Consider the following 22810-nt stretch of genomic DNA (forward strand, 5'->3'; position numbering starts at 1 on the left):
TAGGAAGGATTTAATTATGGAATTTGAAGGATTAAATGATAAGCAAAAACAAGCCGTATTACATAAAAATGGCCCCTTGCTGGTATTGGCAGGAGCAGGAAGTGGTAAGACTCGCGTATTGACTACTAGCATAGCAAATTTAATCGAAAATGAAAATGTGGATCCAAGAAATATTTTAGCAATAACTTTCACAAATAAAGCAGCAAATGAAATGAAGTATAGGATTTCAAATCTATTAAATATGGACGTAAGTCATTTATGGATAGGAACTTTCCATTCAATTTGCGCAAGAATTTTGAGGATGAACATTGAAAAAATAGGATATACATCAAATTTTACTATATATGATACTAATGATCAGAAAACCTTAATTAAAGATATAATAAATGAATTAGGTTATAAAGACACAATTAGTCCTAGAAGTGCCCAAAATTTAATTTCTTCTCTAAAAAATAAATCTATTAGCCCAAAAGAATTTCTAATTATAGATGGTTACTATCAGAATAAGAATGAGTATTACGAAATATATAAGCTATATGAAAAAAGAAAGTTTGAATACAATGCTCTAGATTTTGACGATTTGATTGAAAAAGTACTGGATTTATTTGCTAAAGATAAAGAAATGTTAAAGTATTACCAATACAAATTTTCTTATGTATATGTGGATGAATACCAAGATACAAATAAGTCCCAATATGAACTAATAAAGTACTTTGCTGGCTACCATAATAATGTTGTAGTCGTAGGAGATGCTGACCAATCAATATATTCTTTTAGGGGAGCGAATATTAATAATATCCTTAACTTTGAAAAAGACTTTGAAGATGCTAAGCTAATTAAGCTTGAGCAAAATTATAGGTCAACTTCAAATATACTAAATACTGCAAATTCTTTGATTGTAAATAATATAAATCGTAAGGATAAAAAATTGTGGACAGATAATGATAACGGTGATGAAGTTATATATAAGAGCAACTCTGTTGAAAGCGAAGAAAGTAAATTTGTAGTTGATGAGATTAAAAGTCTACAAAATCAAGGTTATGGCTTAGAGGATATTGCGATTTTATATAGAACTAATGCCCAGTCTAGGTCATTTGAAGAAGCTCTTATGAAAAATCTGATTGACTACAAGGTAGTTGGTGGACTTAAATTCTATGATAGGAAAGAAATCAAGGATTTGATTTCTTATCTAAAAATTATTGTCAATCCTAAAGATGATTTGGCTTTAAAAAGAATAATAAATGAACCAAAAAGAGGTATTGGAAATAAGAGTATTGAACAAATGGAGAAGATCGCTACTAATAACGAAATATCCATCCTAGATCTTATAAGAAATCCTCTTTATGACTATCTACTATCAGATAGGCTAAAAAATTTAGCAAAAAAGTTTTACACTCCACTAAGCGACATATTTGATAATGTGGATAAGTATAAAATCACAGATTTAATAAATGAAACTTTAGAAAAATCTGGCTATCTAAAGGCCCTTGAATCTAGCTATTCTGTTGAAGATAGGTCTAGAATTGATAATATAAATGAGTTTATATCAGCTGCTAGCGAATACGAAGAAAATAATCCAGAAGATACAATATATGATTATCTAGAAAATTTAAGCTTGATATCTGACTTGGAAAAAACTGAAGACAGTGACCAATCAGTTTACCTAATGACCATGCATGCGGCAAAGGGACTAGAATTCCCGGTTGTTTTTGTGGTTGGCATGGATGAAGGATTGTTTCCAGGCAAAAGGTCCATTGATGAAGGAAATATTGAGGAAGAACGTAGATTGTTTTATGTAGGAATTACAAGAGCTAGGGAAAAGTTATACTTAACTAGTAGTCAAGTTCGTAGAGCCTATGGGAAGCCAATATACTACAAGCCATCTCGTTTTATTGACGAAATCAGAGAAAATATAAATGAATTAGAAAATTCATCAATTGGACAATTCACCTCTAAATCTTTTGAAAGAGCATCAAATGAAGATTATATGAGGGAAAAGACAAGACAATCAGTACTTGATACAAAGTTAAAAGCACATAAAAAAAATGATGAAAACTACAAAATTGGAGACAAGGTAATGCATTCAAAGTGGGGCCAGGGCATGATTGTTCAGATAAAAGAAAATGAAGATGGTAATGAGTTGGTTGTTGCTTTTGAAAAAAAGGGATTAAAAAAACTTAACCAGGACTATGCTCCAATAATAAAGGTGTGATTATGGGAAAAATAGAAGAAATTAATGAATTAATAGAAAAAATAGAAGAATTAAACTATCATTATTACACCCTCGATGCACCCTTGGTTTCAGATGGTGAATATGACAAACTATACGATAGGTTAAAAGAACTTGAAGAAGAAACCGGATTTTCTCCAGACAATTCGCCTACCAAAAAAGTTGGTGGACAAGTACTAGAAAAGTTTGAGAAACACTTTCATATTTCAAGGCTATATTCTCAGGATAAGGCCCAGTCATTTGAAGATTTAGAAAACTGGATAGGAAGAATAAATAGACTTCGTGATACTTATAATGAAAGCCACGAAGATAAGCTTGATGATATAGAATACATCTTAGAATATAAATTTGATGGTCTAACAATTAACCTAACTTATGAAGATGGTAAATTAATAAATGCAGCTACTAGGGGTAATGGCAGTGTTGGAGAAGAGATATCTGCCCAGGTACATACTATAAAATCAGTGCCCAGAACTATCAAGGAGAAATCACTTTTAGAAATTCAAGGTGAAGCTTTGATGCCATTATCTGAGCTAGAAAGATATAATAAGGAAAATGAATTTCAGCTAAAAAATGCTAGAAATGCAGCGGCTGGAGCTCTCAGGAATCTAGATACAAATGAAACAAAAAAAAGAAATTTAACAGCCTATATATACAATATTTCAACTACAAATCTAGAATTTGATACTGAAGAAGAAATGTTAGATTTTTTAAAGGATCAAGGTTTTATCGTTCATCCCTACCATAAAAAAGTTAAAACTTATGATGAAATAATCAAAGAATTAGATAAAATAGAAGAAGAACGCAAAACTTTGGACATCTTAACAGATGGCGTTGTAATTAAGATTAATGATAAGAAAACTCAACAAGCTTTGGGTTATACAAACAAATTTCCAAGATGGTCACTGGCTTATAAGTTTGAAGCTGAAGAATACACAACAACGCTTTTAGATGTGGTTTGGAATGTTGGAAGGACTGGAAAAGTTACACCATCTGCTATTCTTGAACCAGTTGATTTTTCAGGAGTCACAGTATCTCGTGCAACATTAAATAATTATGATGATATATTAAGAAAAAAAGTTAAACTTGGGTCAAGAGTATTTATAAGAAGGTCAAATGACGTTATTCCAGAAATACTGGGAGTTGTTGATGAAAATCAAGAGGGTACAAAAGTAATAGAAAAGCCAAGTCATTGTCCGTATTGTGGCAGTGAGTTAATAGAGGGAAATGTTCATATTATTTGCCCAAACTCTTTATCTTGTACTCCACAACTACTAGCCAGGATTGAACATTTTGCATCTAGAAATGCCATGGATATTGAGGGACTTTCTGAAAAAACCATTGGTCAATTAATGGATGAACTTGGTATAAAAGAAGTTTATGATCTCTACGATCTTACCTATGATGATCTTATTGATTTAGAACGTTTTGGTCCTAAGAAAACAAAGAATCTATTAGATGCAATTGAAGCTAGTAAAGATGTTGATTTAAATAGATTTATATATGCAATTGGTATACCAAATGTAGGGGAGAGAACAGCTAGAGATTTAGCAAGTAAGTTTAAAAATTTTGCTAGTCTAAGAAAAGCAGAAGCTGGTGAATTAACACAAATCCCAGACATTGGAGAAATAACGGCAGAAAACATTGTGGAATTTTTTGCTGATACAAATATCAATGAAGCAATTGACTTGCTCTTATCAAAAGGAATAAAGATAAATGAAGATATCAATAAGGATTCAACAAATAAGCTAGAATCTTTAACCTATGTAATTACTGGAACTATTGATAACTACAAAAGAGATGATGTTAAAGAATTAATTGAGAAAAATGGGGGCAAAGTCACAGGCTCTGTTTCAAAAAAAACTGACGCTTTAATTTGTGGGGAAAACGCAGGTTCCAAGCTTGATAAGGCAAAAAGTTTAGATATTAAGATAATTGAAGGCAATGAACTAAAGGAATTTATGAACGAACTAGAAGGGAAGTAATATGGATACTAAAGAAGTTGAAAAGATTTATAATCTTTCCAATCTGAGCCTAGAAGGTAAGGATTTGGAGTCTATAACTGGAAAATTCAATCAAGTATTAGATTTTATTGAGGGGATTTTTGATGTAGATACTGAAGGTGTTCCTATGACAGAAAGTATTTATAATCACAAAGCAGTATTTAGAGAGGATGAGATTTTTGAAGAAATTTCAAGAGATGAAGCTCTTAAAAATGCTGGTGATAAAGAATTTGGATATTTTAGATTGGATTGGAAGTTATAGTGGAAATGATGAATATAGAAAATTTAGTAAATAAGTTTAAATCTGGTGAAATCTCAGTAAGCCAATATACAAAAGAAACTTTAGAAAAAATAAAAGAAAACAAATATAACGCATATATTTCTTATGACGAAGAAGATAGCTTGAAAAGAGCTGAGTACCTAGAAGAAAAACTTAAAAGTGGCGAAGAACTTGGCAAGTTATTTGGTCTGCCAATCACTATTAAAGATAATATTTCATATAAAAATATGAAAATGACCTGTGGATCAAAAATGCTTGAAGATTTCACACCAATATATAATGCCACAGTCATAGAAAATCTTTTGAAAGAAGATGCTATTATAATAGCAAAAACTAATATGGATGAATTTGCTATGGGAGCAAGTTCAAAAACATCATATTTTGGTATAGTAAAAAATAATTTGGACACTGAAAGAATCCCAGGTGGATCTTCATCAGGATCAGCCGTATCCGTATCAAGTGATGATGTTCTAGTATCAGTTGGAACAGATACAGGTGGATCAGTTAGGGGTCCAGCATCATATACAAATATAATTGGTTACAAACCAACTTACTCTCTAATGAGTAGGTATGGTGTAGTATCTATGTCAAATACCCTAGATCAAGTTTCATTGTTTGCAAAAAATATCGATGATTTAAGGACTTTGGCTAGTGTATCTTCATCTGCTGATAAACATGATATGACCTCTATACTAGAGCCATATGTTTACCAAAAAGAAAGCTATGATTTTAAAGGCAAAAAAATTGGATATATCTCCACAGAGAGTCACTTATACAATGGTATTGATGATACAGTAAAAAATGACTACCATAATGCCCTAGATAGACTCAAAAAACTTGGAGCAGAATTAATTGAAATAGAATTAAAATATGCTAAATTTGCCAATCCTGTTTACAATGTTGTAATGAGTTGTGAAGTTTCTTCCAATATGAGCAGATTTGATGGTGTGAGATTTGGCCATCAAACTAAAGATTATAAGGATGTAAATGAACTTTTCGTAAAATCAAGATCGGAAGGTTTGGGAGAAGAGGTCCAAAGAAGAATTGCCCTAGGTACTATGTATCTATCTGCCAACGATGGTCAAAAAATCTATAAAAAAGGTCTACAACTTAGAACATTGATAAAAGAAGAACTTGAAGAGTATTTCAAAGAATTAGATTTGATTGTTACTCCAACAACAACTAATCTACCACCAAAAATCAGCGAGAATAACGATGATCCACTAAGCGATTTCAGAGCTGATGGTTTTAACGTAATTGTAAATTTGGCTGGAATGTGTGGTATTTCCGTTCCAGTAAGAGATGGAATTTCAGGATCTATCCAATTCATAGGAGATAGATTTGATGATAATAGCATTATCAATGCTGCACAAGGATTTTTAGAGGAGGAATAATGACTACAAAAACAATAATAGGACTTGAAATCCACGTAGAATTATCTACAAAAACAAAAATGTTTTGCTCCTGTAAAAATGAATTTGGAGCAGTACCAAATACTCATGTATGCCCAGTATGTTTAGGTCATCCTGGTGCGCTTCCTGTAGTAAATAAAAAGGCAGTTGAACTTGCTATTACCGCAGGTCTTGCATTTAATTGCGATATAGCTAAAGATCAAAAAATGGATAGAAAAAAATATTTCTACCCAGACTTAACTAAAGGCTATCAAATAACACAATTTGACAAACCATTTGCTACTAATGGATATATAGAGCTTAAAAATGGTAAAAAAATTGGTCTTATAGAAATTCATATGGAAGAAGATACTGGTAAGTCTAACCATGATGAGGAAAATAGAGCTCTTATGGACTATAACAGAGCAGGAGTTCCATTGATTGAAATAGTAACAAAACCTGACATAAATTCACCAGATGAGGCTCGTGAATTTGTAGAAACATTAGCATCAACTTTAAAATTTTTAGGGATTTCTGATTGTATAATGGCTCAAGGTTCTATGCGTGTGGATGTCAATATAAATATGGTTGACGAAGAAACTGGTAATAAGACTGCTATCTCTGAAATCAAGAACATGAACTCTATAAAGGCTATAGAAAATGCTCTAGCATTTGAAGAAGAACGTCATAGGGGACTTTTAGCAATTGGAGAAAGTGGAATAAAAGAAACTAGACGTTGGGATGATGAAAAGCTTCAAACAATCCACATGCGTGATAAACTTCTTGAAAATGATTATAGATTTTCAGTAGATGGAGATATACCTGAAATAAAAATTGAAGACAGCTTCATTGAAAATTTAAAAAATAATCTACCAGAACTCCCAAACAAAAAAGAAAGAAGATACATTAAAGAATACTCTTTAAGTGAATACGACGCTAACCTTTTAGCAAATGATAGAAACCTTGCTAATTTATTTGAAGAAACTAATAAAATAATAAAAGATCCAAAAATAGTAGCAAATTGGATACTTACAGAATTATCTAGAAGACTTAATGAAAATGAAATATCAGCAGATCAAATGAACCTATCAATTGAAAACTTCGCTAAGCTAATTAACCTTGCCAAGGATAATAAAGTCAACAATAATGTTGCTAAAAAACTTCTAAGAGAAATTTTCGAATCAAACGAGGATCCTGAAAAATTAGCTGAAGACAGAAATCTACTACAAATTTCTGATAGTAATTTCTTAGAAGAAATTGTAGATGAAGTTTTAGCTGAAAATCCAGAATCTATTGAAGATATAAAAAATGGAAAAGATAGAGCCTTTGGTTTCTTAGTAGGCCAAGCTATGAAGAAAACTAAGGGTAAGGGAAATCCTGTCGAAATAAATGAATTGCTTAAAGAAAAAATAGGAGAATAGGAGTGGGTTACACTCCTTTTTTGGAATATGAAAACACTTATCAAAAATACATCAATCCTTGATATGCTTAGTCCCGATATTATAAAGGGAGATATTTATATTGAAGATGACAAAATAATAGAAGTGGGATCTTTAGAAAAATTTAAAGCTGATAAAGTCATTGATGGTACGAATTTTCTAACCATGCCAGGCTTTATCAACTGCCATACCCATGTTGCTATGAGTTACTTTAGAAATTATGGCAATGATACTGATTTGATGACATGGATAAATGATTATATATTTCCTGCCGAAGAGAATCTAAATACAGATATTGTATACAATGCATCGCTTTTATCTTTCGCTGAGATGATAAAATCTGGAACAACAAGTTTTGCTGATATGTATTTTTTTGAAGAATCTACTATAATGGCTTTGGAAAAAGGGAAATTAAGAGCTCAAATTTCAAGAGGCCTATCTTCACCCGATTCTAGTGACTTTAGGATTAATGAAAATATCAATTTGTATAAAAATTTTAACGGCAAAGAAGGTAGAATTGAGGTCGCTTTAGGTCCACATGCTGTCTATACAACTGACAAGAAATATCTTAAAAAGATTGCAGAATATGCAAAAAGATATAAAATGCCTATACATATTCACCTATCAGAAACTAAATTTGAAAATGACCAGTGCATGAAAAAATATGGTCAAAGTCCAACAGAAGTATTTGATGAATGTGGGATATTCGAAAATAGGACTATAGCAGCCCATGGTGTATATCTAAGCGATAAAGATATAAAAATTTTAAGTGAAAAAAATATTTCTATAGTGCATAACCCATCAAGTAATCTAAAGCTATCATCAGGTATATTAGATGTAAAGAGACTGATGAGTGCTGGAATAAATGTATGTTTAGGAACAGACTCAGCAGCAAGCAACAATAAGCAATCAATGCTAAAAGAAATTGAATTGGCTGCACTTCTCGCAAAGTACCATTCTCCAGATGCTTTAAAGGCATTTGATATTTTGAAGATGGCTACTATTAATGGTGCGAAAGCTTTGGGTCTTTCAGATGAAATTGCTAGCATAGAAAAAGGCAAAAAAGCAGATCTTATAATGTTGGATTTAGATAACATAAATCATTTACCATCCAATGATATACTAAGCTCTATTTGTTATTCAACTTATGAAGAAGATATAAAATATGTGTTTATAGATGGGGATTTAGTCTTAGATAATAGAAAACTAATATACTTAAATGAGGATCAGATAAAAGAAAAAGCAAAAAGTCTATCAAGGGAATTAATATGATAGGCATAGATTTAGTTAATATAGAAAAATTTTCAAAAAAAACCAACATTTTAAATACTTTTACCGAAAATGAAATTTCTCATGCAGCAAGTAAAGTAAATACAAATGAATCTTTGGCCGGTATTTATGCCGCAAAAGAGGCTATAATAAAGGCATGTGGATTGAATCTATACTATATATTAAGAAAAAAAATCGAAATTAAGTATGAAAACGACAAGCCAGTTGCCTATATCAACGGTCAAGAAAGTAAGGTAGATATTTCCATAAGCCATGACGGATCTTATGCTATTAGTGTTTGCTCTACTACGTATAATGGTTTACACTTAGTAGATGATGAAGTTAAAAATATTTTACCAAAAAGAAATTCGGATACTCACAAGGGAACATATGGTAAAATTGGATTTTTAGGCGGAAGCCCTGGTATGGCAGGATCAATATATATGGCAAGCCTTGCAGCCCTAAGATCTGGTGCAGGCCTTACTTATATTCTTGCCCCAGAATCTATAGCAGATATTCTTGCTATTAAATCAAATGAACAAATAATAAAAGAAATATCTTGCAATAGTTTTTGCTACAAAGAAAACATAAAAGCTCAGATAATATCTGCTAGCAAAAATTTAGATGTTCTAGCTATTGGTCCAGGTATGGGTCAAGCTAAGGATTTACATATATTAATTGATGAAATTATCAAAAATACCAAAATGAAACTTGTCATTGATGCTGATGGTATCAATGCTATTAGTAATGATTTAACTATACTAAATGTAAATAGAGAAATTATATTAACACCACATTTAGGTGAATTTTCTAGATTAATCGGACTTTCTATTGATGATATCAAGAAAGATAAAATAAATTTAGCGAAAAAGTTTGCAAAAACTTATAATGTCATTTTGGTATTAAAAAGCAATGAAACAATTATAACTGATGGTGATAGATTGTACATAAATAAAATAGGAAATCCTGGGATGGCAACAGCTGGAAGTGGAGATGTTTTAACTGGTATAATCTCTTCGCTGTTAAAAAGACTACAAGCCTATGATGCTGCCCTTTTGGGGGTATATATCCATTCATTAGCTGGAGATTTAGCAGCTGAAGATCTAGGCGAAGAATCTATCATTGCAAGCGATGTAATTAATCACCTAGCAGATGCATTTAAATTATTAAGGAATTCATATGGAGTCATATCTTAATGTTAATTTAGATTACATAGATAAAAATATAGATAATATAAGAGCATTAAAACCCAATAAATTATTTTGTGCAGTACTTAAAGCCAATGCATATGGTCTAGGTCTTGTTCCTATAGCTCAATCAATTGAGGGTAAAGTTGACTACTTTGCAGTAGCAAGGTTGGAAGAGGCAATTTGCCTTAGAAAGAGTGGTATAAAAAAACCAATCATGCTATTAGGTTATGTAGCCTACAATGAGGTTGATGAATGCATTAAATATGATGTTGATATACCAATCTACGACCTTTCATATGCTAAAAAGATCAATGATAATATAAATAATCAAGTTAATGTACATATAGCTATTGATAGTGGACACGGGCGATTGGGTTTTAGAGAAAATCAGACTGACGATATTTTAGTTTTGAAAAATCTACATAACTTAAATATTATAGGTATTTTTAGCCATTATTCAACAGCTGATGAACCGGACTCTACATTTACAAATTTACAAAATGAAAGATTTCAAGAAATCTTAAGAAATACTAGTAGTGAATTTAATTTTAAGTACATACATATAGAAAACAGTGCTGGATCCATAAATGTAAAAAGCCAAAGCAATATGATTAGAGTAGGCTTGGCTTTATATGGATTATATCCATCTGTCGACATGAAAAATAAGGTAAAATTATATCAGTCTTTTGAATTGAAAACACATATTTCTTTTGTAAAGAATGTAGAAAAAGGAATCCCAATTTCATATGGTCGTACTTATGTAACAGAAAAAAATATGAAAATCGCCACCATTCCTATAGGATATGCTGATGGTTTTTTAAGAGCGTTTTCTAATCTAGGAGAAGTTCTAATCAAGGGTAAGCTTTGTAAGATCCTAGGTAGGGTATGCATGGATCAAATCATGGTTGATGTTACAGGTCTTGATGTAAATATTGATGATGAGGTTATCATATATTCTGATATATATAAAGAAGCTAATAAAGTCAATACCATTACATATGAACTATTGACAGATATAGGTATGAGGATACCACGCGTCTATATAAAAAATGGTAAAATAATAGATATAATTAATTATTTAGGAGAAATCTATGAAAATTAAAAGAGGAGATTTATTCTATGCAGATTTATCTCCCGTGGTTGGCAGCGAGCAGGGGGGAGTAAGGCCTGTAATTGTCGTACAAAACGATGTAGGCAATAAATATTCGCCAACTATTATAGTGGCTCCAATAACTAGTCAACTAAATAAAGCAAAACTTCCTACTCATGTGAAGATTAAGGGCAATGAATTTGGTCTTCCAAAAAATAGTGTAGCTCTTCTTGAACAATTAAGAACAATAGATAAGAGAAGGTTACGCGAAAAAATAGGTGCATTTGATAACAATGTCATGGTAAAGATTAATGAAGCCATAGCTATATCCTTAGATATAATAAGTGATTATTAAAAAAGGTGCCGTTGCAAATATATAAACTGCAACAACACCTTTATTTTTATGCACCGATTTTTACTTGATCATCTACAATCATATGAGCTAGGACATCGGGGTTACCACAACCTGTAGTAAGCACTACGTCCATATCGCCAGCTATATCGTATATATAATCTCTTGCTTTTTCAAAAGTTCCAATATATTTAGCATTTATTCCTTTTTTTACTAAGGCATCAACCACATCTTTAGAATGGATTGTCGGGTCAAACTTTTCTCTAGCCGCATATATATCTGTAATGATGACTTCATCACAAGCATCAAAACAATTTAAAAAATCGTTAAACAATGTTTTGGTCCTACTATAAGTATGTGGCTGCCACACACAAACTAACTTACCTTCTGTATGTTCTCTTAAAGCTTCTAAGGTTACTTCTATCTCTGATGGGTGGTGGCCGTAATCAGTCATAATAGTTGCAGTATTAACGTGTCCTATTATTTCCATTCTTCTTTTCAAACCAGAATATTCTTTGATATTTTCTTTTATAGTTTCTAGATCTATGCCGTTTTCATATGTTGAAATAATAGCGGCCATGGCATTGTTAATATTATGTCTACCAATAACTCCAAGTTCAAAATGTTCAACTAAGCCATTTTTCATCTTTAAATCAAAGTTAGGCCTACCAATTTCATCAAATTTAATATTATGTGCCACATAGTCTGCATCATAATTTTCTTGAGCATAGGTTATTAGCTCACCCTTAACAGAATCAATTATTAATCTATTGTTAGCTTCATTTAAATTTAGAATTGTTTTGGAATTTTCATCTTGATTTTGCAAGTAATATTTAAAAGTGTCAACTATATCATCTAAGTTTTTATAATAATCTAGGTGGTCTTCGTCTATATTTAAGACAATTACAGTCTGAGGATAATAATATCTAATATTGCCTTTGTATTCACAAGCCTCTGTAACAAGATATTTTTGATCGCCTACATGTACATTACCTTTCATTTCATCTAGTTCTCCACCGAGAAGAATAGTAGCATCCTCTTTGGAGTTTAGCAAGATTTTTGAAATCATACTAGTTGTTGTAGACTTGCCGTGAGAACCAGAAACGGCAATTGAATTTTCGTAGTTTCTCATTAATGCACCTAGAAAAACTCCTCTACTAACAACAGGTATATCTAATTTTCTAGCTGCTATAATTTCCTCATTATCATCTAAAATAGCATCAGTGTAAATCACTAAATCAGGATTATCTATATTATCCTTGCTCTGGCCTATATAAATTTCTGCACCCTCATCTTTTAGATGCTTAGTAATTTCTGTAAGTGACCTGTCAGAGCCAGACACTTCATATCCTTTATTTAACAACAAAGAAGCGATACCGCTCATCGAAATACCGCCTATTCCTATAAAATGAACCTTTTTAAAATCATGTTCATTTAAATTAAATTCAAACATTATATCTCCTAATTAGTTTATCTTATGGGTTTATATCATATATCATATGCTTTTTTAATTTACTTGTAAAGTACTTTGACCTGTGTTAACATAAAATTAGAAAATTATGACGGAGGCTTAAATGAAATATGTAATTGGAAATGATCATGGTGGTCTAGATTTAGTTGAAATAGTAAAGGAAACATTAGAGTCGCTCGGACATGAAGTTATTCACGTTGGCACTACCGGTAAAGAAAGTGTTGATTATCCGGATTATGCAAACCTTGCTTGTCAAAAAGTTTTAGATAATGAAGCTGATTTTGCAATACTTATTTGTGGTACTGGCATAGGAATGAGCATATCAGCAAACAAAATATCTGGTATTAGAGCTGCTGCAGTCTCCGAAACTTATTCTGCAAGAATGAGTAGAGCACATAACAACGCAAACTGTCTTTGCATAGGAGCTAGAGTTATAGGCAGTGAAACAGCAAAAATGATAATAGAAGAATTTGCTAAGACAGATTTTGAAGGTGGACGCCACCAGAAAAGAGTTGACAAAATTACTAATTTAGAATCTAATAATTAAGTTGTATTTAAAAAATTAGTTAAAAATGATATCATATAATTAATGAAGTTTTAAAAAGGAGACTTAAATGAATATACCTACACCACATATTTCGGCAAAAAGTCCAGATGAGATAGCGAGCACTGTATTAATGCCCGGAGATCCTCTTAGGGCAAAATATATTGCAGAAAACTTCTTGGAAAATGTAACTCAATTTAATAATACTCGTGGAATGCTTGGTTTTACTGGATATTATGGAGGAAAGAGAGTTTCTGTAATGGGTTCTGGAATGGGAATTCCATCATCAATGATTTATTATAATGAATTATTTGGTGGATATGATGTTGATACAATTATTAGAATTGGCACAGCTGGTTCAATGCAAGAAAATATAAAACTACATGATATAGTAATTGCTACAAGCGCTTGTTCAGAAAGCTCAATAAATGATAATCTATTTGCAAATATAAACTTTTCACCAACCCCAGATTTTGACTTAATGCTAGAAGCTTATAATAAGTCAGTAGATTTAAATTACACAACACACTGTGGACAGGTTCATAGTTCGGATCAATTCTATAGTGAATTACCTGAAGGTGTTTTTGAAAATCTAAAAAAATACGGGGTTTTATGCGTTGAAATGGAGTCATATGGTCTATATATGACTGCAAGAAAATATGGTAAGAAGGCACTAGGTATATTTACTATTAGTGATTCACTAGTTGAAAATGTAGCTGATAGTGCAGAAAACAGAGAGAAATCATATACAGATATGATGAAGTTAGCATTAGAAATCGCTTAGGAAAATTTATGATAAAAACAATAATATTAGCAGCAGGTGAAGGGACTAGGATGAAGTCCCACAAATCTAAAGTATTACACAAATTACTCAATAGAGAAATGATAAAATATGTAGTAGAATCTTCAAAATTAGACGAATCTCAAACTATTATCATTGCTGGCAAAAATAAAAACGACTTAGAAGAAATTTTTACAGATGAAATTATTATTGAACAAAAAATAGGGGAATCTTATCCTTATGGAACTGGCTATGCTGCCTCTCTTGCAATAAATAATATTGAAGATGAGGATACGGTTTTAGTTTTAAATGGGGATATACCACTAATTACAAAAGCTTCCATCAAAGAATTTGTAGACAATCACATTTCATCAAATTCTTGCGCTTCTGTATTATCTACTAGAGTTATTAATCCTATAGGATATGGGCGCATAATAAGAGATGAAAAAGGAGAATTTATTGGCATAGTTGAGCATAAAGATCTTGATTTATCCCAGAATTCTATTGATGAGATAAATACAGGAATATATGCTTTTAATGGTAAATGCTTTAAAAAATCAGTAACATGCTTGGAAACAAACAATGAGCAGAATGAACTTTATTTGACCGATTGCATAGATATTTTATACAATCAAGGTGAAAAAGTTATGGCCTTTACAGCCCATGATCCTAGCGAATTTTATGGAATAAACAATAAAAAAGAGCTAGCAGAGGCAAGTAAAATTTTACAAAAACGAGTAAATGACAACCATATGCTAAATGGAGTTATAATAGAAAATCCAGATATGGTTATCATAGATCCGTTAGTAAAAATTGGCCAGGATACCGTAATCTCTGGTCCAGTAAAATTATTGGGTCAAACAGTTATTGGAGAAAACTGTATAATAGAAGGATCAACAAGGATTGAAGATTCCAAAATCAGTAGTGATGTAAAAATTGACAATTCAGTGATAGAATCTTCAAGTGTTGCCGAAGGAACAGATATAGGACCTTACTCTCACTTAAGACCAAAAGCTAATCTGGGCAAGAATGTTCACATTGGTAACTTTGTAGAGGTTAAAAACTCAAATGTTGGAGACAATACAAAAGCTGGTCACTTAGCTTACATTGGAGATAGCGACTTAGGTAGTGGCATCAATATAGGATGTGGGGTTATTTTCGTAAATTATGATGGGAAATTTAAACATAGATCAATAGTTGAAGATGATGCCTTCATAGGATCAAATTCAAACATAGTAGCTCCCGTTAATATAAAGAAAGATGCCTATATAGCAGCTGGTTCAACAATTACAAAAGATGTTAATGAGGGTATGTTATCAATAGAGAGGGCTGAGCAAAAAAATATTGCTGGTTACACTTATAAAAAACGTAAAAGAGATATAGAAAAATCAAAGGAGAAATAATGTCATCTAAAAATTCACAATCATTTATCCAAAGAGGAGAACTAAAACTACTAAGCGGAAATGCCAATCATAAGCTTTCTGCATCTATAGCTAAAGCTTTAGGAGTTGAGCTTGGAGAATCCGAGATTGAAAAGTTTAGTGATGGTGAAATAAAAATCAAAATCAACGAATCTATTAGGGGAAAAGATGTATATATTGTTCAACCTACATCTTATCCAACTAATGATAATCTTATGGAACTACTAATTATGGTAGATGCTTGTAGAAGAGCTTCAGCAGGCTATATCAATGCAATAATTCCATATTATGGATATGCTAGACAAGACAGAAAAACTAGAGGTCGTGAACCAATAACTGCAAAACTTGTTGCTAATCTATTGACAATAGCTGGAGTTGATAGAATTATCACAATGGACTTGCATGCTGGACAAATTCAAGGTTATTTTGATATACCAGTAGACCACTTTTCAGCTATAAGACTTCTATCAAGCTACTTTACAGACATGGCTTTTGATAAACCAGATGACTTTGTTGTAGTAAGCCCTGACTTGGGTGGAGTAAGAAGGGCTCGTGAATTTTCAGATTATTTAAAACTTCCAATAGCTATTATTGAAAAAAGACGTCCAATGCCAAATGTATCTGAGGTAATGAGTGTTATAGGCGATTTCAAAGGCAAACATGCAATTCTAGTAGATGACATGGTTGATACAGCAGGAACCATTACAAATGCAGCAAACTATTTGATTGAAAATGGAGCAAAAGACGTATATATAGCTGCAACTCATGGTGTATTGTCAGGAAAAGCAATTGAAAGACTTTCTGATTCTAGTGTAAAAGAAGTTATTATAACAAATACAATCGAACTTCCAAAAGAAAAACAACTTGATAAGATAAAGCAATTGGAAGTTGGACCATTACTTGCCGAAGCAATTCATAGAATCAATACCTATGAATCAATAAGTGGTCTTTTTGATGATGGAGAATAAATGTATTTTATAGTAGGACTTGGCAATCCAGGTAGGCAATACGAAAATACCAGGCATAATGTTGGATTTTTAACTATTGATTACCTTGCCAATAAACACAACATTGACGTTAAAAAATCAAAATTTAAAGCCTTATATGGCCAGGGAGAAATTTCTGGCCAAAAAGTCATGCTCATAAAGCCACAAACTTATATGAACAATTCAGGTGAAGCAGTAAGGGATTTTAGAAATTTTTATAAATTTGAGGAAGATAAGCTAATTGTTATTGTAGATGATATAGATATTGATTTTGGAAAAATAAGGATTAAACAAAAGGGTTCAGCTGGAACTCACAATGGAATGAAGTCAATCATTTATCAACTGCAATATGATACTTTTCCAAGGATAAAAGTTGCAGTAGGCAAAAAACCAGATTATATGGACCTTGCTAACTTTGTATTAAGTGGTTTTAGCGAAAAGGAAGTCGAGATAATAAGAGAAGAAATAAAGCTAGCTTCTCAATCTATTGAAACATTGCTTGAAAGTGGAATTGATAAAGCAATGAACAAGTTTAATTCTATAAACTTGTTGGAAGAGTAGTAATGAATCCATTAATAAATAGATTAATTAATTTAGATCAAATTAAAAATGTAAATGAAAATATTGTTAATAGCTCTCCAATATATATTCATGGACTTACAGAAGGGATAAAAGCACATTTGGTTTTATCTCTTTTTAAAAGTTTAGGTAAGAATATTATTTTAATAGCCGAAAATGAAAAAAGAGCAAAAGAATATTTAGATGACATCAATAGCATGGAAGATATAGGTCTTTATTATCCATCTTATGATATTAACTTTTATAATATAAAGTCGATTGATGATGAAATTACCTCAGATCGCATGCAAATTTTGATAAAACAGGCAAAAAAACAAAAATTCATTACAGTTACCACTATTGATGCTATAAAAAATAAATTGACGCCTTTACACAAATTTAATGAGAGCTTTGTTAATATAACAAGCGAGGATGTGATTGATGATTTTAAGCTAATAAAGACTTTATCTGATTTAAACTTTACAATTACATCTTTAGTTGAAAACAAGGGTGAATTTTCTAGACGTGGATCTATAATAGATTTTTGGCCAGTTGATTATGACCATCCAATACGTCTGGAATTGTTTGACGACGAGATTGATTCAATAAGAATTTTTGATGAAAAAAATCAAAGAACTATTGAAAATATTGATAAAGTTACGATTTCACCCTTAAATGAGCTTATTTATGATGAAGATGATTTTGATAGCGCAATAGTTGAGATCAAAAAAGAAATTAGCAAAATAGGCAAAGTTGATAGTAATGATCAGAAGTTAGTTGATAAATACAATCAAATAATAGATTATCTTACAAATAGTCGATATGTTTCAAATTGGGACTTGATAAATCCTTATAGAAAAAAGAACTATGAAGTATTTACAGATTACTTAGCAGAAGATACAGTTTTTGTATTTGATGATATTTCAAGGATAGCTTTGGCAGAAGAAAGCAATGTAGATAGTTTTATAGAAGATATTACCTACCAAAGGGATAGGGGTGAGGTATTTAATAGTTTTAAAGATTTGCTGATAGCAAGTGATGATATATACAAAAAAATAGAAGATTTTTCTATAGTTAACCTCACATCTTTATTAAAAAGATCCAAGCTTTTTAATCCAAGACTTTTAGTGGATTTAAAGACTATGGAAGCAGAAAATTTTAATAAAAACTTAGATGTTTTTGTTGAATTTGCACAAAATCTAGAAAGTAAAGCTAAAGTGTATGTTCTTACTTCAAATGAGGATAATAAAGAAAAGCTTTATGATGTATTTAGCTATAATAACTATAGTAATGCTAGCTACAAAGACACTAGCCAAGTTACTATATCAGATGTTTTTGCCAAAGAAGGTTATTATATACCAAGTGAAAATCTCTATGTTTTTACTCAAAAAGAGTTATATGGTCATGGCAAGAATAAATCTCATAAGAAAATTAAAAATAAATTATCTTCATCAGATATCATAAACTATTCTGATTTAGATATTGGAGATTATGTTGTACACGAGAATAATGGTATTGGTATATATAGTGGCCTTGAAAAAATTGAAGTTAACAATATTCAAAAGGATTTTATTGTCATAAATTATAAGGGCAATGATAAGGTATATGTCCCAATTGATCAGATGAATCTTGTTTCAAAATATATTGGTAATAAGGGAGAAAAACCTAGACTATCCACACTCGGCTCGCCTACTTGGACTAAGGCTAAGCAAAGAGCCAAAAAGGCTGTAGATGAAATTGCTGACGACTTGGTAAAACTCTATGCGAAAAGATCAAAAATTAGTGGACATGCCTTTGGTTCAGATACACCATGGCAAAATGAGTTTGAGCAATCTTTTCCTTACGAAGAAACTTATAGTCAAATACGAAGTATCCGTGAGATAAAAGATGATATGGAAACTGATAAGCCTATGGATAGGCTTTTGACAGGAGATGTTGGATATGGTAAAACAGAAGTTGCCTTAAGAGCAGCATTTAAATCTATTGTAGACGGTTATCAAGTAGCTTTTCTAGTACCAACCACAATTCTTGCCAGTCAACATTATGAAACAGCTAAGGATAGATTCAAAGATTTTCCCATGGATATAAGATTATTGTCTAGATTTAATAGCAAGAAAGAACAAGATCAGACGGTTAAGGACTTAAAAAATGGTAAAGTAGACTTTGTAATAGGTACTCATAGAATTTTATCAAAAGATGTTTCATTCAAAAAATTAGGTTTATTAATAATTGATGAGGAGCAAAGGTTTGGTGTTAAAGATAAGGAGAAATTAAAGGGACTAAAGACTAACTTAGATGTTCTTACTCTATCAGCAACACCAATACCTAGAACCTTACAAATGTCATTAGCTGGTATAAGAGACCTATCAACACTTGATGAACCACCTGAGGAAAGACTTCCTGTTAATACCTATGTCATTGAATACGATGAAAATATTATAAAATCTGCCATAGAAAAAGAATTAAACAGAAATGGTCAAGTCTACTTTGTATATAACAGAGTCCATAATATAACTTTATTGTACAATCACCTAGCTGAGCTAGTTCCAAATGCAAGGATAGAGATAATTCATGGCAAATTAACTCCTAAACAAATCGAAAATATAATGAGTGATTTTGTAATTGGTGATATTGATATTTTGCTTTCCACAACCATAATAGAAACTGGTATGGACATATCAAATGTAAATACACTCATAGTATATGATTCGGATATGATGGGTCTTTCCCAACTTTACCAGCTAAAGGGTAGGATAGGTAGAGGTAATAGGTCTTCCTATGCTTATTTTACATATAGGAGAGGCAAAGTCTTATCTGAAATAAGTGAAAAGAGGCTCAAATCAATTAGAGACTTTTCTGATTTTGGTAGTGGTTACAAAATTGCAATGAAAGACTTAGAACTAAGAGGAGCTGGAAATCTACTAGGTGAAAGCCAAAGCGGCCATGTTGAAGCAGTTGGTTATGATCTCTATGTCAAGTTCTTACAAGAAGCAGTAGAAAAAGCTTCGGGTAAAGAAATAGATATCAAAAAGAAATCTGATGTGTATATAGATATTAAGGTCGATGCTTATATTCCAAACTCATATATAAGTGATGGAGCTCAAAAAATTGAAATGTATACAAGGATTGCAAGAATTAGTGATAGTGATGACTATAATATTTTGGTCGAAGATTTGATAGATATTTATGGCGATATCCCAATAATGGTGGATAATATAATGTATGTATCTCTTATTAAATCTCTAGCTGAAAAAATAGGCTTTAAGGAAATAAGAGAATTGAAAGGTTTTGTTAATTTATATTTTGAAAATAGAGAAGATTTTTCTTTTGAAGAACTAAAGGAAATTAGCGCATCTTTTAAAGGTGATATGCAGATGGATTTATCAAATAGACCATCTTTTAAGATTCCAATTTCAAAAACAAAATTAATTGATACCTATAATCTTTTAGAAGTTATTGATAACATAAGGAGTAATGATGAAAAAAACAAGTAAATTAGTAGCACTTTTATTAACAAGTTCAATGTTTTTAGCAGCTTGCAATAACAATCAAGATGCAAATACAAAAGAAGAAGCAAAAGTAGAATCAACAGAAAAAGCAACAAAAGAGTCTAACTCACAATTAGATGATAAAACAGTTGCCATGGTAAATGGAGAAAAGTTGAGTAAGGATGACTATAAAAAAGAAATTTCCTTCTATGGAGCAACTCTTGCAAGCCAACAACAACTTAAAAATTCAGTTATCCAAATGATGGTACAGGATAAACTTATTGCTGATGATTCTGCAAAAAATGATTTAAAAGTAGATGATAAAGAAGTTTCAGATGCATTTTTACAACAAGTTGATAGACTTGGTGGCAAAGAAACATTCGATAAGATGTTGGATGATTACAACATGGATGTAGAAATGTTCAAGGAAACCATCAAGAAAGATTTGATGTATAAAAAACACAAAGAATGGTTTGACAAAAATCATGAGGTAACTGAAGATGAAATCAATAAATACTATGAAGAAAATAAAGATCAATTTAAGAAAGTTGATGCATCTCACATCTTAGTAGAAGATGAAGAAACTGCTAAAGAAGTAAAACAAAAATTAGACGCTGGAGAAGATTTTGCAAAATTAGCTAGCGAATACTCTAAAGATACTGCCAACAAGGACAAGGGTGGAGATTTAGGAGAATTTGCAAAAGGACAAATGGTAAAAGAATTTGAAGAAAAAGCTTTTGCAATGAAAAAGGACGAAATAAGTGATCCAGTTCAAACTCAATTTGGTTGGCATATCATAAAAGTTAATGATATTAAAGAATCTGCAGAAGATTCAAAAGAGGAAATCAAGACTTTATTAGCTAACGAAAAATACAAAAATTACCTACAAGAATTAAGAGATGGAGCAGATGTAGTTACTGAAGATTCTAACAGCACGGAAGAAGAGAATGCTGACAGTGAAGAAAAAGAATCAACAACAGAAGTTGAAACAGAAGAAAATGCTGATTCTAAAGAAAAAGCAGAAACTGAAGAATCTGATGAAGCAGACAAAGATAAAGAAGACAAAAACAACTAAGCTATTATTAGCTTTACTTGTAATAATAAGCCTAAGCTCTTGTAATAATAAAAAGGAATATAAAAATAGTATAGCCGTGGTTGGTGATGTTCCTATTAGTCAGGAATTATTTACTAAAGAACTTGAATATTATCAAAAGTTTTATAGCAAAAAATACGGTGAAGATTATTTGGATATTGAAATAACTAAGGGTAAGACCAATAATGATATTTTACAAGAAGAATTGACTGATTCTTTGATTAAAGATCAACTTATGCTAAATGACCTAAAGGCAAACAATATTAAAGTAGATGATTCAAAGGCAGCAGAATTAAGAAATGACTTGGAAGATCAGCTAGGTGGGAAAGATTCCTTAAAAGCTAATATTACTGCCATTGACTTAAGTGAAAATGACTTTAGTGATGTTTTGTATAGAGATGCAATCAGAAAGCAACACTATGATTATTTCATAAACCATAACAAAATAAAAGATAGTGAAATTTTGGATTACTACAAAAAAAACGAAAAATACCACAGGATGTACAAGTATGATGTCCTAGTTTTTGACAATGAGAATGAAGCAAAAAGGTTTAGAGAAAATATTAAATCATCTGATGATTTTTACCAATATGTCAAAAATCCTATAAAAAATTATGATGTTATAAGATCGGATTTTGTATATATAGATGATCCAAAAATAGAAAAAGCAAATGTTAGCAAAAAAGATGAGCTAAGTGATGTCTTTGAATTTGATGATAAGTTTATGATTTTGATGATTAATTCTTACAATGAAAACGAGAATGAATTATTAATCAAGCTTAAGGAAATATATTTGAAAGAAAGTTACGAAAAATATCTAAATAATTTGACGAAAAAGACTAAAATTAGGCTTTTTGTCTAATATAAGTCTTGAAAAAAGACAAATTGTTTTGTATAATCAAGTATAGAGTTAAACAGAATCATATATTTGATTTATAGGAGGAAATATGAATAAATCAGAATTATTAGTAAGCATTTCAGAAAAAAGTGGACTTAAAAAAAGTGAATCTGAAAAAGCTTTAAACGCATTGATAGAAACAATTACTGAAACATTAGCAAGTGGTGAAAAAGTACAGTTAGTTGGATTTGGAACATTCGAAACAAGAGATAGAAAAGCTCGTGAAGGTAGAAACCCAAGAAAACCTGACGAAGTTATTAAAATTCCAGCTTCTAAAGCACCAGTTTTCAAAGCAGGTAAAACATTAAAAGAAGCTGTAAACTAAA

At 31.3% G+C, this 22810-nt stretch carries 19 protein-coding genes; 18 read left to right on the top strand and 1 reads right to left on the bottom strand.

The genetic code is table 11. The features are described 5' to 3' along the window. Positions 1–16 precede the first annotated feature (16 nt). The 9 genes from BQ7474_RS04080 to BQ7474_RS04120 are packed head-to-tail and all read left to right on the top strand — an operon-like array spanning position 17 to position 11247. Positions 17–2212 carry an ATP-dependent helicase gene (locus BQ7474_RS04080; protein WP_073997716.1) on the top strand — a complete coding sequence of 732 codons (2196 nt, stop codon included), beginning with the start codon at positions 17–19 and terminating at the stop codon, positions 2210–2212. A 2-nt stretch (positions 2213–2214) separates the two neighbouring features. Continuing rightward, a complete protein-coding gene (gene ligA, locus BQ7474_RS04085; RefSeq protein ID WP_073997717.1) occupies positions 2215–4215 on the top strand; it encodes an NAD-dependent DNA ligase LigA in 2001 nt (666 codons plus the stop codon). 1 nt (position 4216) lies between these two features. After that, complete coding sequence (gene gatC / locus BQ7474_RS04090; protein WP_073997718.1) at positions 4217–4495, top strand: Asp-tRNA(Asn)/Glu-tRNA(Gln) amidotransferase subunit GatC; 279 nt, start codon at positions 4217–4219, stop codon at positions 4493–4495. Positions 4496–4503: 8 nt separating this feature from the next. Continuing rightward, complete coding sequence (locus BQ7474_RS04095) at positions 4504–5907, top strand: amidase family protein (RefSeq protein ID WP_073998790.1); 1404 nt, start codon at positions 4504–4506, stop codon at positions 5905–5907. After that, the gene (gatB, locus tag BQ7474_RS04100) at positions 5907–7325 is read left to right on the top strand and encodes an Asp-tRNA(Asn)/Glu-tRNA(Gln) amidotransferase subunit GatB (protein WP_073997719.1); all 1419 of its coding nucleotides are present in this window, start codon (positions 5907–5909) and stop codon (positions 7323–7325) included. The genes BQ7474_RS04095 and gatB overlap by 1 nt, the downstream gene beginning before the upstream one ends. Before the next feature lie 27 nt (positions 7326–7352). Next, positions 7353–8615, top strand: a complete 1263-nt coding sequence (locus tag BQ7474_RS04105; protein ID WP_073997720.1) for an amidohydrolase — start codon at positions 7353–7355, stop codon at positions 8613–8615. Continuing rightward, positions 8612–9808, top strand: coding sequence for an NAD(P)H-hydrate dehydratase (locus BQ7474_RS04110; protein WP_073997721.1), 1197 nt, complete (start codon positions 8612–8614; stop codon positions 9806–9808). Before BQ7474_RS04105 ends, BQ7474_RS04110 begins: the two co-directional genes overlap by 4 nt. Further along, a complete protein-coding gene (gene alr, locus BQ7474_RS04115; protein ID WP_073997722.1) occupies positions 9792–10904 on the top strand; it encodes an alanine racemase in 1113 nt (370 codons plus the stop codon). The genes BQ7474_RS04110 and alr overlap by 17 nt, the downstream gene beginning before the upstream one ends. Continuing rightward, positions 10894–11247, top strand: coding sequence for a type II toxin-antitoxin system PemK/MazF family toxin (locus BQ7474_RS04120; protein WP_073997723.1), 354 nt, complete (start codon positions 10894–10896; stop codon positions 11245–11247). The genes alr and BQ7474_RS04120 overlap by 11 nt, the downstream gene beginning before the upstream one ends. Positions 11248–11293: 46 nt before the next feature. Here BQ7474_RS04120 and murC read toward each other — a convergent pair whose 3' ends face one another. Further along, positions 11294–12697, bottom strand: a complete 1404-nt coding sequence (gene murC, locus BQ7474_RS04125; protein WP_073997724.1) for a UDP-N-acetylmuramate--L-alanine ligase — start codon at positions 12695–12697, stop codon at positions 11294–11296. Positions 12698–12818: 121 nt separating this feature from the next. Between murC and rpiB the strand changes: the two genes are divergently transcribed. The 9 genes from rpiB to BQ7474_RS04170 all read left to right on the top strand — a co-directional run bounded on the left by rpiB (position 12819) and on the right by BQ7474_RS04170 (position 22809). Next, positions 12819–13262, top strand: coding sequence for a ribose 5-phosphate isomerase B (gene rpiB, locus BQ7474_RS04130; RefSeq protein ID WP_073997725.1), 444 nt, complete (start codon positions 12819–12821; stop codon positions 13260–13262). 67 nt (positions 13263–13329) lie between these two features. Continuing rightward, a complete protein-coding gene (deoD, locus tag BQ7474_RS04135) occupies positions 13330–14043 on the top strand; it encodes a purine-nucleoside phosphorylase (protein WP_073997726.1) in 714 nt (237 codons plus the stop codon). Positions 14044–14051: 8 nt separating this feature from the next. Continuing rightward, a complete protein-coding gene (gene glmU / locus BQ7474_RS04140; RefSeq protein WP_073997727.1) occupies positions 14052–15443 on the top strand; it encodes a bifunctional UDP-N-acetylglucosamine diphosphorylase/glucosamine-1-phosphate N-acetyltransferase GlmU in 1392 nt (463 codons plus the stop codon). Further along, positions 15443–16429, top strand: a complete 987-nt coding sequence (locus BQ7474_RS04145; RefSeq protein ID WP_044566189.1) for a ribose-phosphate diphosphokinase — start codon at positions 15443–15445, stop codon at positions 16427–16429. Before glmU ends, BQ7474_RS04145 begins: the two co-directional genes overlap by 1 nt. Then, entirely contained in the window at positions 16430–17008 is a 579-nt protein-coding gene (pth, locus tag BQ7474_RS04150; protein WP_073997728.1) for an aminoacyl-tRNA hydrolase, read from the top strand. Between the two features lie 2 nt (positions 17009–17010). Continuing rightward, the gene (gene mfd / locus BQ7474_RS04155; protein WP_073997729.1) at positions 17011–20499 is read left to right on the top strand and encodes a transcription-repair coupling factor; all 3489 of its coding nucleotides are present in this window, start codon (positions 17011–17013) and stop codon (positions 20497–20499) included. Further along, a complete protein-coding gene (locus BQ7474_RS04160) occupies positions 20483–21568 on the top strand; it encodes a peptidylprolyl isomerase (RefSeq protein ID WP_073997730.1) in 1086 nt (361 codons plus the stop codon). Before mfd ends, BQ7474_RS04160 begins: the two co-directional genes overlap by 17 nt. Beyond that, the gene (locus BQ7474_RS04165) at positions 21531–22448 is read left to right on the top strand and encodes a SurA N-terminal domain-containing protein (protein WP_073997731.1); all 918 of its coding nucleotides are present in this window, start codon (positions 21531–21533) and stop codon (positions 22446–22448) included. The genes BQ7474_RS04160 and BQ7474_RS04165 overlap by 38 nt, the downstream gene beginning before the upstream one ends. An 85-nt stretch (positions 22449–22533) precedes the next feature. Continuing rightward, positions 22534–22809, top strand: a complete 276-nt coding sequence (locus tag BQ7474_RS04170; RefSeq protein WP_044566195.1) for an HU family DNA-binding protein — start codon at positions 22534–22536, stop codon at positions 22807–22809. The last annotated feature ends 1 nt before the right edge of the window (position 22810 follow it).

Source organism: Anaerococcus urinomassiliensis, assembly GCF_900128425.1.
In the GTDB taxonomy this organism is placed as follows: domain Bacteria; phylum Bacillota; class Clostridia; order Tissierellales; family Peptoniphilaceae; genus Anaerococcus; species Anaerococcus urinomassiliensis.

What these genes read in the sequence shown, in the direction of transcription:
- BQ7474_RS04080 (WP_073997716.1), top strand. Translation starts at nt 17, where the DNA reads ATGGAATTTGAAGGATTAAATGATAAGCAAAAACAAGCCGTATTACAT.
- BQ7474_RS04095 (WP_073998790.1), top strand. Translation starts at nt 4,504, where the DNA reads ATGAATATAGAAAATTTAGTAAATAAGTTTAAATCTGGTGAAATCTCA.
- glmU (WP_073997727.1), top strand. Translation starts at nt 14,052, where the DNA reads ATGATAAAAACAATAATATTAGCAGCAGGTGAAGGGACTAGGATGAAG.
- alr (WP_073997722.1), top strand. Translation starts at nt 9,792, where the DNA reads ATGGAGTCATATCTTAATGTTAATTTAGATTACATAGATAAAAATATA.
- BQ7474_RS04165 (WP_073997731.1), top strand. Translation starts at nt 21,531, where the DNA reads ATGAAGCAGACAAAGATAAAGAAGACAAAAACAACTAAGCTATTATTA.
- BQ7474_RS04110 (WP_073997721.1), top strand. Translation starts at nt 8,612, where the DNA reads ATGATAGGCATAGATTTAGTTAATATAGAAAAATTTTCAAAAAAAACC.
- BQ7474_RS04120 (WP_073997723.1), top strand. Translation starts at nt 10,894, where the DNA reads ATGAAAATTAAAAGAGGAGATTTATTCTATGCAGATTTATCTCCCGTG.
- BQ7474_RS04105 (WP_073997720.1), top strand. Translation starts at nt 7,353, where the DNA reads ATGAAAACACTTATCAAAAATACATCAATCCTTGATATGCTTAGTCCC.
- ligA (WP_073997717.1), top strand. Translation starts at nt 2,215, where the DNA reads ATGGGAAAAATAGAAGAAATTAATGAATTAATAGAAAAAATAGAAGAA.
- murC (WP_073997724.1), bottom strand. Translation starts at nt 12,697, where the DNA reads ATGTTTGAATTTAATTTAAATGAACATGATTTTAAAAAGGTTCATTTT.
- gatC (WP_073997718.1), top strand. Translation starts at nt 4,217, where the DNA reads ATGGATACTAAAGAAGTTGAAAAGATTTATAATCTTTCCAATCTGAGC.
- pth (WP_073997728.1), top strand. Translation starts at nt 16,430, where the DNA reads ATGTATTTTATAGTAGGACTTGGCAATCCAGGTAGGCAATACGAAAAT.
- gatB (WP_073997719.1), top strand. Translation starts at nt 5,907, where the DNA reads ATGACTACAAAAACAATAATAGGACTTGAAATCCACGTAGAATTATCT.
- mfd (WP_073997729.1), top strand. Translation starts at nt 17,011, where the DNA reads ATGAATCCATTAATAAATAGATTAATTAATTTAGATCAAATTAAAAAT.
- BQ7474_RS04160 (WP_073997730.1), top strand. Translation starts at nt 20,483, where the DNA reads ATGAAAAAAACAAGTAAATTAGTAGCACTTTTATTAACAAGTTCAATG.
- rpiB (WP_073997725.1), top strand. Translation starts at nt 12,819, where the DNA reads ATGAAATATGTAATTGGAAATGATCATGGTGGTCTAGATTTAGTTGAA.
- BQ7474_RS04170 (WP_044566195.1), top strand. Translation starts at nt 22,534, where the DNA reads ATGAATAAATCAGAATTATTAGTAAGCATTTCAGAAAAAAGTGGACTT.
- deoD (WP_073997726.1), top strand. Translation starts at nt 13,330, where the DNA reads ATGAATATACCTACACCACATATTTCGGCAAAAAGTCCAGATGAGATA.
- BQ7474_RS04145 (WP_044566189.1), top strand. Translation starts at nt 15,443, where the DNA reads ATGTCATCTAAAAATTCACAATCATTTATCCAAAGAGGAGAACTAAAA.